This window comes from Flavobacterium paronense (genome assembly GCF_030409795.1).
In the GTDB taxonomy this organism is placed as follows: domain Bacteria; phylum Bacteroidota; class Bacteroidia; order Flavobacteriales; family Flavobacteriaceae; genus Flavobacterium; species Flavobacterium paronense.
This window is the reverse complement of record NZ_JAUFQN010000019.1, coordinates 3,070,481-3,083,333: the sequence shown is the minus strand read 5'-3', so window position 1 is coordinate 3,083,333 and position 12,853 is coordinate 3,070,481. Positions and strand designations below refer to the sequence as shown.

The window sequence follows — 12,853 nt, the reverse complement described above, 5'->3', positions numbered from 1 at the left end:
TTTAACACTACTATTATGAATTCAAACAATCCGTTTTTTAAAACAAAATCGTTTAAAGAAAACAGCGATGTTACGCATGATGCTGTTATTATTGATTACAATCAAACGATGACCGTTTCGGGAACTATTAATAAAAGTTTCCTAATGTTGATTTTATTGATTGCAAGTGCCGCGGTAACTTGGTCAATGACAAATCCAATTGTTTTTGCGATTGGTGGCGCTATTGTGGGATTTGTTTTGGTACTTATTGCAACATTCAGACCGCAATCTTCAGGATATTTAGCTCCTGGTTATGCTATTTTTGAAGGGCTTTTTATTGGTGGAATTTCATCTATTTTTGAGGTGGCTTATCCCGGAATTGTTATTCAGGCTGTTAGTTGTACTTTCGTAACGTTTATGGTTTGTTTCGGATTATATAAATATGAAATTGTAAAAGTTACCGAAAAATTTAGAGCTGTAGTTTTGGCTTCAACACTTGCTATTGCAACCTATTATTTGTTTTCATGGTTATTGTCAATGTTTACAAGTTTTCAACCTGTGCATTACGGAAACTCAATGATTAGCATCGGAATTAGTGCTTTTGTGATTGTTATTGCAGCATTAAATTTATTTCTCGACTTTGACCAAATTGAAAAAGGCGCACAACAAAAAATGCCAAAATATATGGAATGGTACAGCGCTATGGGATTAATGATTACATTGGTTTGGTTGTATATCGAATTCTTGCGATTATTATCAAAGCTTAGTAGAAAATAATCATTCTCAAATAAATATAAACCAGTTTTGTTTTACTACAAGACTGGTTTTTTTTATTCCTAAAACTCAAATCGCAATTGTACTACAACTGTTTTTTTGATTTCTGTATTTAAGTTATTTAAAGAAATTCCAAGTAACCGAACCGACTCTTTCATCCTTTCCTGAAACAGCAGCTCTTTTGCCGTCTCTAGAATCAATCCTTTATCAGAAATAAAGTAAGGCAATGTTTTGCTTCGTGTTTGTGTCGTAAAATCGCTGTATTTAATTTTTAGCGTTACCGTTTTCCCCGATATGTTATATTTCTTTAATCGGTTTTCCAATTCCGAAGCAATGCGCTCTAATCGTTCTATCATAAAGATTTCTGAAGTTAGGTTTTCATTAAATGTATGTTCGGCGGCGACTGATTTTGTAATTCGGTTAGGTTTTACCTGGCTGTTATGAATTCCTCTGACGATATTATAATAATACAAACCACTTTTGTTAAAGTGTTCTTCTAAAAATTCTGCCGATTTTGATTTTAAATCCTTTCCAGTAAAAATGCCTAAATGATACATCCTAACCGCAGTAACCTTACCAACTCCATAGAATTTTTTTATGTCCATGTTTTCCAAAAAGGACTCCACTTCTTCCGGATTTACAGTTTTTTGGCCGTTGGGTTTGTTATAATCACTGGCAACTTTTGCTACAAATTTATTCACTGAAATTCCGGCAGATGCAGTTAATCCTAACTCTTCAAATATTCGCTTTCTGATTTCTTGTGCAATTAGTGAGGCACTTGGATTTCCTTTTTTATTTTGGGTGACGTCAAGATAAGCTTCGTCTAAAGACAGCGGTTCAACCAAATCGGTATAGTCGTGGAAAATAGCTCTAATCTTTTTTGAAATTTCTTTATAACGTTCAAATCGGGGTCTAACAAAAATCAAATCGGGACAATTTCTTTTCGCCTGAACACCGCTCATGGCACTTCTCACTCCAAACTTTCTGGCCTCATAACTTGCCGTTGAAACTACACCTCTTGTTTCGCTTCCGCCAACGGCTAATGGCTTTCCCTTCAACTCGGGATTATCCAATTGCTCTACAGAGGCATAGAACGCATCCATGTCGATATGAATAATTTTTCGCTGTGAAATTGGTTCAGCCATGTCACAAATTTATAATATATTTACCTCACCAAGTGTATATTTGTTATTAGTGTTCGGTGAATGCTTCGCATTTGGGTAATTAGCCCCGATTGAAACGGCATCCTTTTTTGGTTTTTTTAAACCAAAAAAGATAGAGTGGAAAGCGGGAAATAGCTCCTGAAAAATGATAGAAATAGAACGTAAATTTTTAGTGCTTTCGAATGATTTTATAGCTAAAGCTTTCTCCAAAAAAAGGATTGTTCAAGGATATCTAAACTCTAATCCAGAGCGAACAGTTCGCATCAGAATTAAAGAAGACAAAGGATTTTTGACCATAAAAGGAAAAGGAAATGCAACAGGCACAACACGCTTAGAATGGGAAACTGAAATTCCGTTGTCCGATGCTGAAAAATTATTAGCTATTTGTGAAAGCGGAATTATTGAGAAGATTCGCTATGAAGTAAAAGTGGGCAATCACATTTATGAAGTTGATATTTTTGGAGGAGAAAATGAAGGATTACTAATGGCAGAAATTGAGCTTAAAGATGAAAACGAAAGCTTTGAAAAACCAATTTGGATTGGCAAAGAAGTAACTAACGACAGACGTTTTTATAACGCTTATTTGAGTGGTAAACCGTTTAAATCCTGGTGATTATTTTGTCTCGATTATTTCCTCTATCATTACGATTACGACACCTGAATTTTTGTTAGAAGCTATTTCCATAAAGGCTCTTTTACTTAAATCGATTTCACGCACTTTTGAAAATGGTCCACGGTCTGTAACCTCAACGATTACAAATTTTCCATTGGCCTCATTTGTTACTTTAAGTTTGGTTCCAAAAGGCAACTTTTTATGTGCTGCCGTATAGGCAGTATTATCAAATTTTTTCCCGCTGGCAGTTCGTCTTCCGTTGAATTTACTAGCATAATAAGAGGCGTGAGCATTTTTCTTAAGAAACTTTAGCTTCGCATTGGCAAGAAAAATGTCTAAAGAATCAATTTCTAAGACTGTTTTATTTTTAGTGGTGTCAACTTTAACAACAGGAACCACTTTTTCTAACTCTTTATTCTCAACAGTTTTGGCTGTTTTGGGTTTGATTTTAACTTTTTTATGATGCTTATTTTGGGCTGAAATACTTGTAAATAATGAAGTAAGCAGTACACAAAACAGTATAAATATTTTATTATTCATAAATGGTATTTTTATTTTAGGGCTGGATTAACAAAAAGCATACCTTGATAAAAAAAGTCCTATTCAGGACTTTTAGTTTTTACTTTTTAAAACCACAATTTCCATGGAATTCGGCTTAAAATTAGCAACAATCCTAAACCATAGAATATGAAAATACAATTAAATTTTGCTGTGTTAGTGGCTGCTTTTTTATGTTTTGACCAACCAACTGTTATTAAAACAATTGCAATAATATTAGTAAGTGGGTGTTCTAATGAAGTTAATCGCAAATCAGCATCTTTCATTAAACCAAATGCTTTGGAACCAAGCGGAGAAACAAAATATAAAATCAAACCAACAACTAATTGTACGTGCGTAGCAATAAGTCCAAACAGCGCAATTTTTCTGTCTTTAGCAGTAAATTCTTTTTTTGAAGATTTTCCAATAAGTGAATTTACCACTGCAAAAACTAATAATAACAAAGCTAAATAAGCCCAACCTGAATGGAATTTTTGAACAAAAGTGTACATCGTTTTATTTTTTAGAGTAACAAATATAACGAAAAAGGCATAAAAAAACGGTCTCGTTATAAATAACGAGACCGTTTTTGATAATTATTTGTTTTTCAGAAAGTAATTGAGTAAAAACTCGGTTGATGAATCATGTGGTTTCACTTTTGAATCATGAATTTCATCCAAAATAGAACTGGCCAATTGTTTCCCTAATTCAACACCCCATTGGTCGTAACTGAAAATATTCCAGATAATTCCCTGAACAAATATTTTATGTTCATATAACGCGATTAAAGAACCCAAAGTTTTTGGTGTGAGTTTTTCAATTAAAAAAGTATTCGTTGGTTTATTGCCTGTAAAAACCTTGAATGGAATCAGGAATGCTGCTTTTCCTTCGGATATGTTTTGTTTATCGAATTCGGCTTTAACTTGTACTTCGGTTTTACCGTTTAACAAGGCTTCGGTTTGTGCAAAAAAGTTAGACATCAGCTTCTCGTGATGATCTTGGTTTCCGTAAAGTGGTTTTACGAATCCTATAAAATCAGTTGGAATTAATTTTGTTCCTTGGTGTATTAATTGAAAGAACGCATGTTGTGAATTGGTTCCAGGTTCACCCCAAATGATAGTTCCTGTTTGGTAATTTACTGGTTTTCCATCACGCCCGACACTTTTTCCATTGCTTTCCATTATACCTTGTTGCAAATAAGGCGCAAGCTTTTGTAAATATTGTGTATATGGAATTAATGCTTCGCTTTCGGCTCCGAAAAAGTTGTTGTACCAAATGCTTAGTAATGCTAAAACAACTGGAATGTTTTCATCGAAATCAGCCGTTTTGAAATGTTCATCCATTTCATTGGCGCCTTTCAATAAATCATCGAAATTGTCAAAGCCGACAGCCAAACTTATAGATAAGCCCACGGCACTCCAAAGCGAAAATCGTCCGCCAACCCAATCCCACATTGGGAAAATATTATTTGGATTGATACCAAAATCAGTAACTTTTTGAATATTTGTCGAAACAGCGACGAAATGTTTGGCAACATCTTCTTGTTTTGCTGATTTCAAAAACCAGGTTCTGATGGTTTCTGAATTGGTTAACGTTTCTTGCGTAGTGAATGTTTTAGAAACGATTACAAAAAGGGTCGTTTCGGGATTTAACTTTTTAATGATTTCATTTACATGATCTCCATCAACATTGGAAACAAAATGCAGATTCAAATGGTTTTTATAGAATTGCAAAGCTTCCACAACCATAGCCGGACCTAAATCTGAACCTCCAATTCCAATATTAACAATATCGGTGAAAGCTTTTCCTGTAAATCCTTTTTTGGCTCCTGAAATAACTTCGTTACTAAACCCTTTTATTTTATTCTTTACTTCATAAATTTCGGGTAATACGTTATGTCCATCAACTAAAACTGTTGCATTTTGTGGCGCACGTAAAGCGCTATGAAGTACAGCTCTATCTTCAGTTTGATTAATGTTTTCACCCGAAAAATAGCTTTCGATTGCTGATTTTAAGTTTACTTCTTTTACTAAATCTTGGAGTAATGTTAGCGTTTCCTGATTGATAATGTTTTTGGAATAATCCACTAAGAAATCATTCCATTGAATGTGAAATTTGTCTGCTCTTGATTTATCGTTGGCAAACATTTCCTTCATGGAACTGTTTTTTATTTCAGCGTAATGTTGATTGAGTTTTTTCCATGCTTCTGTGCTGGTTGGATTTATATTTGGTAAAGCCATTTTTTAAATTTTGAAAGACAAATTTACAAATATGATTGGTATAAAATTTAGTAATATTTTACTCCAACGTTGTAGTTGAGAAAATTAATTTTTTGAAGCAACAGAAACACTATCTAATTCTCTTTTTAATGGATTCATGTATTGCATGAATTTTTGTCTATATTTTGAATCCATTGGGGTTGAAGTTGGCAATTTTAATTTCAAAGCATCTACTTGCACACCATTTTTCCAAAAACGATAACAAACGTGAGGTCCTGTGGCTAATCCTGTGCTTCCTACTTTACCTATTATTTGTCCTTGTGTTACTCTTTGACCACGACGAACTAATATTTTTGACATGTGTAAGTACTGAGTAGAAAAAGTTTTGTCGTGTTTTACTTTAACGAAATTTCCATTACCTGTTGTAAATCCGGCTTGCTCAACAACACCTGCAGCGGTTGTCATGATTGGTGTTCCTGTTGGTGCGGCATAATCTGTTCCTTTATGCGCTTTCCATATTAATTGAACCGGATGAAATCTGTTTTTAGTAAAATGAGATGTAATATTTACGAATTTTAAGGGTGCTTTTAAGAAAAAGTTTTTCAATGTTTTTCCTTCTTCATCAAAAAATTGTTGTTTACTGGTATTACCATCGGGTGAAAAGGGAAAAGCGTAGACTTTCTTTCCTTTGTATTCAAAAAATGCTGCTTTTAAACTATCAACACCATCGTAAACAGTGTCGTTGATATATCTTTCTGTAAACTTTAAAGCAAACTTATCTCCTTTTTTTAATTTAAAAAAGTCAATCGACCAGGCGTAAATTTTAGCAATTCTTGGTGCTAGTGCAGGGTCAACTTTTAAATTTTGAAGCGTTTCAGAGAGTGAACCATTTAAGGCTCCAGCAATTGTTCGAGATTTAAACGTTAGAGGTCTTGTTTTTTTATGAACTAGTATTGAATCTCTAAAATCAACTATATAAAAATTTAATCTGTCTGGTTGATAAATAAAAAGCTGGATTTTGTTAGTTCGATCTTTGCTTCGAAGGATCGTGTAGGGTTTACCTTTTCGGATACTTCTAACATCAAAAGTGTCTTTTACTTTTGCTACAATATCATAAACTTGTCTTCCGTTAAGGTTTTGTTTTTCTAACAAACTGCCAAAAGTGTCACCTGATTTTATGGTATCATTCTGTACATTAAAATCATGCAAATTAAATCCAAATTCGACCAAATGTGGTTTGGCTTTTGGAATACTAATTTCTTCTTCTTTTGCTTTATTACATGAAATTATGAATGTTGACAGAAGAAAAACTAAGATTAATTTTTGAAAGATTTTTGACATCATGATTACCTATACCCCTTCGCCCCAGTTTTTTAATTCTTCATCGCTCCACAATTCTGGAAAAAATATTCTTCTTTGGTATTTTGGATGCATGTATTTTTTCCAATCGCTTCCTCCTGTGGCTTCTCCGGAACCTTTTCCACTATCAATATATTTTTTAGCGGCATTTAAATGTCCCATTACCCAAGTAATATTTACAGTATGATCGTAGTGACGCATTGCTTTTACAAGTTCACTATTTTTTTTATCAGCTTCCGGCAACTGCTTGAATTTTTGCCAAATATTAATCGTATTGTATTCTTCCATATAACGAAGGAATTCTTCACGATATTTTCTTTCGAATTCTAAAATCAAAAATGATTTTTCTCCGGTATGATAATCTTTACCGGCGGCTTGCCAATACAAATGTTCAAACGCATGAGAATAGGGAGTTTCTCTATCAATGTTGGCTCTAAATCGGTAATCAATTAGGTTAATTAAATCGGTTGATGAGAATTCTATAAATCGGTATTGCGCACTTTGAAATCCACTAGCGGGAGTCAATGTGTTTCTGAATTTCATGTATTGTTCAACTTCCATTCCGTCACCCATAATATCAAATGAAGTGGTAAGCATATCAAAATACCGACTTATTCTTCGCAGTTTTTCAGTGAAAAAAGTGGTTTCAGGTTTTTCGGTATGACACAGTTGATTTATTTCCCAAAGTATCATTTTGAACAACAATTCATTGACTTGGTGGTACATAATAAAAACCATTTCATCAGGAAGAACAGTTCTTTGTATTTGCAAATTCAGTAAAGCATCGGTTTGAATATAATCCCAATAGGTTATTGGTTTTGACCAAAGCAACCCTTCGAGATGGGTCTCTGTTTTTTGGTCTATTGCATCAAATTTTTGTTCTAATGCCTCTAATAGTATTTCTGAATTTGTTTTAGTATTCATTAATTTTCTAATTTAACCATAAATGGATTTTTCAATCCTTTAAAACTCTCTAAATCTGCTTTTATAGAACCTACAGCCAAACTAGCTTTTATTCGTAATGGAATTTTATTTTCATCGTCAGAAATCCAGACGGTTAAACTTTCTTCCTCTTTAAAAACCCTTCCTGATTGAACTATTGGTCTAAAAATCATAGTTGGAGCGGTTCCAAATTTAGTTTTTAATTTTTCCCTTCCTATGAATTTTAACTTAAACTTAAATACCTCATCATCAAAAAACATATCGACTACAATAGATTCTCCTACTTTTAGTTTATCGATATTTGGATGATTTCTCAAAAAATAAAATGTTGAAATAATATCTTGAACATTTTCAGTAACTGAAGTTGATTTCTCGGTTTTGTTTTTATAATCTTTTACCAAAACTTTATTATCGTTTTGATTAAAAAAACCTTCTTGATTCTTGGTATAACCACCTTCGTCTATTTTTCGAACAAATTGGTAAGGTTTGTTTGTGATTTTATCAAAATAACTTTCATAGTTATCATCTACTTTAAAGAAAAAACGTGACATCCCGACAGTATATCCTTTTCCGATGGCATGGTATATTTTTTTATTGTCTTTGACCGCTTCCTTAATTTCGAGCGTAGCATAACCTGCATTGATAAAACCATAATGTATTCTAAACTTGAACCACTCGCCTGAATCATAGGCATCAGGTTTTTGAGAATCGAAACTGACTGTAATAAAAAGCAACAATAGGAATAGGACTTTTTTCATGTTTTAATTTATTTTTAAAACTGCCGTTACAATTTCTGTTCCAAATGTATTAAAACAAAAAAACCCAGTCAAATTAATGACTGAGTTTTTATGCTATTAACCAACCAAAAAACTATAAATTATGAAAATTTATCCAAAAATATAAGGAAACCACTCCTTGTTTTTTTGATGGTGCAAATGTAATTCAAACTGTTGCGTAATTGCAAGTAATTTATTAACTTTAACAATTAATTAATAAAGAATGGCTGTTTTGTTGGTTTTTTTTTAAATTAAATTCAAGGAATTTCGTTTTTTACAAAGTTCCTCGCAACATTTGTTCTCTTTCGATAGATTCAAATAAAGCTTTGAAATTACCTGCACCAAAACCTCTGGCTCCCATTCTTTGAATGATTTCGAAGAACAAGGTTGGTCTGTCTTCGATAGGTTTGGTAAATATTTGAAGCAAATAACCTTCGTCATCAGCGTCAATCATAATGCCTAATTTTTGAAGTTCATTGATGTCTTCTTTGAACTTGTGCATATGGTCTTTCAAGCGTTCTGGAATGGCGTCATAATACGCTTGTGGTGGAGTGCTTAAAAATTCAATGCCTCTTGAGCGCATATCAGCAATTGTTTTGATGATATCATCGGTTGCTACCGCGATGTGTTGAACGCCCGAACCTTCGTAAAAATCTAAATACTCTTCAATTTGGGAGCGTTTTTTCCCTTCGGCTGGTTCGTTTATTGGAAATTTAATTCTTCCGTTACCGTTGCTCATTACTTTACTCATCAATGCAGAATATTCGGTAGTGATTTGCTTATCGTCAAACGAAAGGAAGTTTACAAATCCCATAACATCTTCATACCATTTTACCCAAATGTTCATTTCATTCCACCCTACATTTCCAACCATGTGGTCTACATATTTCAAGCCAACTGGTGCTGGATTATAATCTGATTTCCATTCTTTGTAGCCTGGTAAAAAGGCTCCTTTGTAATTTTTGCGTTCTACAAACATGTGAACGGTTTCTCCGTAAGTGTAAATTCCGGCTCGAACTACTTCACCGTGTTCGTCAGTTTCAACGGTTGGTTCCATGTATACTTTGGCGCCACGTTTTGTAGTTTCTTCAAAAGCCGAACGGGCATCTTCAACCCAAAGTGCTACTACTTTTACTCCGTCTCCGTGCTTTTTAACATGTTCACCTATTGGGGAATTGCTGTTTAAAGCCGTTGTTAAAACCAACCGGATTTTGTCTTGTTTCAAAACATAAGAAGCTCTGTCTTTCATTCCGGTTTCTAATCCGGCATAGGCGTGCGATTGAAATCCGAATGCTGTTTTATAAAAGTGTGCTGCTTGTTTGGCATTTCCGACGTAAAATTCTACGTAATCAGTTCCTAAAAGCGGAAGGAAATCCTGTGCACCTTCGAATATTTTTTCTAGTCCGTATTCAACGGATTTTATTTCTTTACTCATATTGTATTTCTTTACCACGAATGCACGAATAGTTAGCAAGTCGTGAAGTTTATTTTTATTTTTTAGCCCCGATAGCAGTGGAAATCCTTTTTTAAATTGCCACGGGTTTAAACCCGTGGCAATTTAAAAAAGATTGTAACGGATAGCGGGAAACAGCTCCTAATTATTCTACCCAGGATTTATAGTATTGTCCGTCGTCTAATCCCATAGCTTCTTCTGTTACCATTAATGGGCGGAACGTGTCAACCATAACGGCTAATTCTTGTGTTACGGTTTGCCCGATGCTTCTTTCCATAGCGCCAGGTGCTGGTCCGTGTGGAATTCCTTTTGGATGCAACGTAATATGCCCTTGTTCAATATTATTTCTTGACATGAAATCGCCATCAACATAATACAAAACCTCATCGCTATCGATATTACTGTGATTGTACGGTGCCGGAATTGCTTTTGGATGATAGTCATACAACCTAGGAACGAAGGAACAAACTACAAAAGTTGCTGTTTCAAAAGTTTGGTGAACGGGTGGCGGTTGATGAACACGACCTGTTATTGGTTCAAAATTATGAATGCTAAATCCGTATGGAAAATTATAACCGTCCCAACCAATAACGTCAAAAGGATGTGTCGCATAAACAACCTCGTGCATCATCCCTTCTTTTTTGATTTTGATTAAAAAATCTCCTTTTTCATCGTGTGTTTCAAGCTCGGTTGGCAATTTGAAATCGCGTTCGCAAAAAGGCGAGTGCTCTAGGTGTTGACCAGACGCATTTTTATAGCGCTTTGGTGTATAAAACGGCGCGTAAGACTCGACATAAAACAAACGGTTATCGGAACTTTCAAATTCTATTTGGTAAATCATGCCGCGTGGAATAATAAGATAATCTCCATATTCAAATTGGATATTTCCCATCATGGTACGAAGTTTTCCTTTCCCTTTGTGAATGAAAATCATTTCATCGGCATCGGCATTTTTATAGAAATAAGTAGTCAATGATTTTTTTGGTGCTGCCAATCCAATGATACAATCGCGATTGACCAACATGTCTTTTCGACTGTCTAGAAAATCATCTTCGGGTTTTAATTCAAAGCCTTTCAGCAATAATGATTTTATGTTTTTACCGATGGCAATTTTTGGTTCTACTGAATATGATTTAGTAATTTCCTTGACTTGCGTCGGTCTGTGAACATGGTATAAAAGGGAAGCATGTCCGTGAAATCCTTCTGTTCCAAAAAGCTGTTCATAATACAAACCGCCGTTTGGTTTTTCAAACTGTATGTGTCTTTTTTGTGGAAAATCACCAAGTTTATGATATAATGGCATAACTTAAATTTTAGATTTATGATTTTAGATTTACGATTTAATAAACCATATAATCATTCCGGATTCCTTTTAATCAGAAATTTTAAATGTGCTAACAAGTTTTCCCAAGTAGTTTTCATATACACAAATATCGGAAAAATATAACTGCTAAAAATTATAATTATCGATTTTTTATAAAAGAGAAAAGGCATTGAAAAATTGATAATTCAACCTTTCAATGCCTTTTAAGTAATTTGTTCTGATTTATTCTTTATCTTGATTATTAAGGCGGCTGTTTTTCTTACTATAAACAAAATAAATCACCAATCCAATTGCTAACCAAGCAAAAAGTCTTAACCAGTTTGTCCAACCTAATCCGTAAATCATGGCAAGGCAAACAACTATACCTAGAATTGGAACCAAAGGAACAAAAGGTGTTTTGAATTCGCGTTTCATATCTGGCTCTGTTTTTCTTAACACAATTACCGAAATACAAACTAAAATAAAGGCAAACAAGGTTCCGATACTAGTCATGTCTCCAACAATATCTCCAGGGATAAAGGCTGCGAAAAGGCCAACAATAACTAATATTACTAAATTTGCTTTGTATGGTGTTTTGAATTTTGGGTGTACATCGCTAAATGCTCTTGGCAACAAACCATCTTTACCCATTGAGTAAAACACTCTTGATTGACCCAATAACATTACTAATATTACTGAAGAAAAACCTGCCAAGATTGCTACCGTTACAAATTGAGCCAGCCAACCATAACCTGGCATTGCTGATGTAATAGCATTTGCAACTGATGCTTCTTTTCCACCATTTCTAAAAAACTCAACAGATTCAAGACCCGTTAATACATGTGCAAAAAGAATATACAAAACAGTACAAACCGCTAACGAACCTAAAATTCCAATAGGCATATTACGTTTTGGGTTTATCGTTTCCTGTGCGGCCGTACTCACGGCATCAAATCCGATGAAAGCGAAGAAAACTGTTCCGGCGGCACCGAGTATCCCCATAATTCCACCAAAGTTATGACCAACCCCATGTTCATCCTTAAAGATAGAAGCTGCTGGGATATAAGGCGTGTGATTTTCTGGCTTAATAAAATGCCATCCAAAAATTATAATCATTATTACAATAGCTACTTTAGCAACGACTATAATTCCGTTTACAAAAGCAGATTCCTGTGTTCCTTTTATCAATAATAGACTAATTACTGCCACAATAAAAAATGCTGGTATGTTCATTATTCCGCTAACACCATCTGTCGAAGTTTGAAACGGTGAATGGCACCATTCATATGAAATTGGGCTCACATGGAGCACGTTGACCAGAAGATTATTGAGATATTCACTCCAAGCAATTCCTACGGTTGCTGCTCCAACGGCGTATTCTAAAATTAAATCCCAACCAATAATCCATGCCAATAATTCTCCCATAGTGGCATACGTATAAGTATAGGCGCTTCCTGAAATTGGAATAGAGGAAGATAATTCGGCGTAACATAAACCTGCTAAAGCACAACCAACAGCTGCCACTATAAATCCAATTGTAACAGATGGCCCAGCGTTTTGAGCCGCAGCTGTTGCTGTTCTAACAAATAATCCAGCTCCAATAATAGCTCCAATTCCCAAGGCAACAAGTGACCAAGCAGTCAATGTTCTTTTTAATCCTTTTTCAGATTCTGACGCTTCGGCAAGTAACAGCGCCATTGGTTTTCTTTTCCAAATTGACATATTGTATGTTTTT

12 protein-coding genes are annotated in these 12,853 nt (G+C 34.5%); 2 read left to right on the top strand and 10 right to left on the bottom strand.

Features of this window, described 5'->3' with window-relative positions:
• The first annotated feature begins 15 nt into the window (after window positions 1–15).
• Window positions 16–756 (top strand): Bax inhibitor-1/YccA family protein, encoded by a 741-nt coding sequence (locus tag QWY90_RS14665; protein ID WP_290286814.1) that lies wholly within the window; start codon window positions 16–18, stop codon window positions 754–756.
• Window positions 757–815: 59 nt separating this feature from the next.
• Here QWY90_RS14665 and dinB read toward each other — a convergent pair whose 3' ends face one another.
• Window positions 816–1,898 carry a DNA polymerase IV gene (gene dinB / locus QWY90_RS14660; protein WP_290286813.1) on the bottom strand — a complete coding sequence of 361 codons (1,083 nt, stop codon included), beginning with the start codon at window positions 1,896–1,898 and terminating at the stop codon, window positions 816–818.
• A gap of 163 nt (window positions 1,899–2,061) precedes the next feature.
• On the opposite strand from dinB, the gene QWY90_RS14655 reads away from it, so the two are divergent.
• A complete protein-coding gene (locus tag QWY90_RS14655; protein ID WP_290286811.1) occupies window positions 2,062–2,529 on the top strand; it encodes a CYTH domain-containing protein in 468 nt (155 codons plus the stop codon).
• On the opposite strand, the gene QWY90_RS14650 is transcribed toward QWY90_RS14655, so the two are convergent.
• The 9 genes from QWY90_RS14650 to QWY90_RS14610 all read right to left on the bottom strand — a co-directional run bounded on the left by QWY90_RS14650 (window position 2,530) and on the right by QWY90_RS14610 (window position 12,840).
• Window positions 2,530–3,069: a septal ring lytic transglycosylase RlpA family protein gene (locus tag QWY90_RS14650; protein ID WP_379691749.1), complete on the bottom strand. Its 540-nt coding sequence runs from the start codon at window positions 3,067–3,069 to the stop codon at window positions 2,530–2,532.
• A gap of 86 nt (window positions 3,070–3,155) precedes the next feature.
• Window positions 3,156–3,578, bottom strand: a complete 423-nt coding sequence (locus tag QWY90_RS14645; protein ID WP_290286810.1) for a hypothetical protein — start codon at window positions 3,576–3,578, stop codon at window positions 3,156–3,158.
• A gap of 84 nt (window positions 3,579–3,662) precedes the next feature.
• The gene (gene pgi / locus QWY90_RS14640; RefSeq protein ID WP_290286809.1) at window positions 3,663–5,306 is read right to left on the bottom strand and encodes a glucose-6-phosphate isomerase; all 1,644 of its coding nucleotides are present in this window, start codon (window positions 5,304–5,306) and stop codon (window positions 3,663–3,665) included.
• An 84-nt stretch (window positions 5,307–5,390) separates the two neighbouring features.
• Entirely contained in the window at window positions 5,391–6,629 is a 1,239-nt protein-coding gene (locus QWY90_RS14635) for a M23 family metallopeptidase (protein WP_290286808.1), read from the bottom strand.
• Window positions 6,630–6,635: 6 nt separating this feature from the next.
• Window positions 6,636–7,568: a tryptophan 2,3-dioxygenase family protein gene (locus QWY90_RS14630; protein ID WP_290286807.1), complete on the bottom strand. Its 933-nt coding sequence runs from the start codon at window positions 7,566–7,568 to the stop codon at window positions 6,636–6,638.
• Window positions 7,568–8,344, bottom strand: coding sequence for a DUF3108 domain-containing protein (locus QWY90_RS14625; RefSeq protein WP_290286806.1), 777 nt, complete (start codon window positions 8,342–8,344; stop codon window positions 7,568–7,570). The genes QWY90_RS14630 and QWY90_RS14625 overlap by 1 nt, the downstream gene beginning before the upstream one ends.
• 292 nt (window positions 8,345–8,636) lie before the next feature.
• Window positions 8,637–9,797 (bottom strand): 4-hydroxyphenylpyruvate dioxygenase, encoded by a 1,161-nt coding sequence (gene hppD / locus QWY90_RS14620; RefSeq protein ID WP_290286805.1) that lies wholly within the window; start codon window positions 9,795–9,797, stop codon window positions 8,637–8,639.
• Window positions 9,798–9,960: 163 nt separating this feature from the next.
• The gene (locus tag QWY90_RS14615; protein ID WP_290286804.1) at window positions 9,961–11,118 is read right to left on the bottom strand and encodes a homogentisate 1,2-dioxygenase; all 1,158 of its coding nucleotides are present in this window, start codon (window positions 11,116–11,118) and stop codon (window positions 9,961–9,963) included.
• A 243-nt stretch (window positions 11,119–11,361) separates the two neighbouring features.
• Entirely contained in the window at window positions 11,362–12,840 is a 1,479-nt protein-coding gene (locus tag QWY90_RS14610) for an amino acid permease (protein WP_290286803.1), read from the bottom strand.
• Between the last annotated feature and the right edge of the window lie 13 nt (window positions 12,841–12,853).

Coding starts and splice junctions, on each gene's coding strand:
- QWY90_RS14650 (WP_379691749.1), bottom strand. CDS start 3,069: ATGAATAATAAAATATTTATACTGTTTTGTGTACTGCTTACTTCATTA.
- QWY90_RS14665 (WP_290286814.1), top strand. CDS start 16: ATGAATTCAAACAATCCGTTTTTTAAAACAAAATCGTTTAAAGAAAAC.
- QWY90_RS14610 (WP_290286803.1), bottom strand. CDS start 12,840: ATGTCAATTTGGAAAAGAAAACCAATGGCGCTGTTACTTGCCGAAGCG.
- QWY90_RS14635 (WP_290286808.1), bottom strand. CDS start 6,629: ATGATGTCAAAAATCTTTCAAAAATTAATCTTAGTTTTTCTTCTGTCA.
- QWY90_RS14630 (WP_290286807.1), bottom strand. CDS start 7,568: ATGAATACTAAAACAAATTCAGAAATACTATTAGAGGCATTAGAACAA.
- hppD (WP_290286805.1), bottom strand. CDS start 9,797: ATGAGTAAAGAAATAAAATCCGTTGAATACGGACTAGAAAAAATATTC.
- QWY90_RS14645 (WP_290286810.1), bottom strand. CDS start 3,578: ATGTACACTTTTGTTCAAAAATTCCATTCAGGTTGGGCTTATTTAGCT.
- dinB (WP_290286813.1), bottom strand. CDS start 1,898: ATGGCTGAACCAATTTCACAGCGAAAAATTATTCATATCGACATGGAT.
- pgi (WP_290286809.1), bottom strand. CDS start 5,306: ATGGCTTTACCAAATATAAATCCAACCAGCACAGAAGCATGGAAAAAA.
- QWY90_RS14655 (WP_290286811.1), top strand. CDS start 2,062: ATGATAGAAATAGAACGTAAATTTTTAGTGCTTTCGAATGATTTTATA.
- QWY90_RS14625 (WP_290286806.1), bottom strand. CDS start 8,344: ATGAAAAAAGTCCTATTCCTATTGTTGCTTTTTATTACAGTCAGTTTC.
- QWY90_RS14615 (WP_290286804.1), bottom strand. CDS start 11,118: ATGCCATTATATCATAAACTTGGTGATTTTCCACAAAAAAGACACATA.